The sequence below is a fragment of the Pseudonocardia sp. EV170527-09 genome, assembly GCF_008369905.1.
Classification (GTDB): Bacteria; Actinomycetota; Actinomycetes; order Mycobacteriales; family Pseudonocardiaceae; genus Pseudonocardia.
Genome location: NZ_VRMC01000455.1, coordinates 1 through 274, shown reverse-complemented (window position 1 = coordinate 274; position 274 = coordinate 1). Strand labels below are relative to the sequence as shown.

The 274-nt window shown below is 56.6% G+C and carries 1 protein-coding gene; it reads left to right on the top strand.

Going from position 1 to position 274, the window contains the following annotated elements; all coding sequences use genetic code 11:
• A partial coding sequence (locus FVA95_RS29785; protein WP_205016070.1) for a hypothetical protein occupies positions 1–274 on the top strand: 274 nt, incomplete at both ends.

Genomic DNA, 274 nt, shown 5'->3' with positions numbered 1-274 from the left:
CCCTTCAACACTGAGATCACCAATACCAAATCCAACAAGATCATCCCAGTGTTCTCTTGGCTGGACGCCATCGACCATGGTGAGCAGATGGACACCTTCAACTCTGGGGTGTGTGAAAAGCCAGCCCCCGGAGTACGTGCCAACAAGGTTCCCATCGACGAGCACGGCAAGCCGACGAATGTCAAGCTCAGCGCCCCCATCAAGATGGTGTGGCAGTACGCGGGCAACTCGCTAGTGGGACAGACCGGCAACAACAACCGCTCAGTGGAGATCC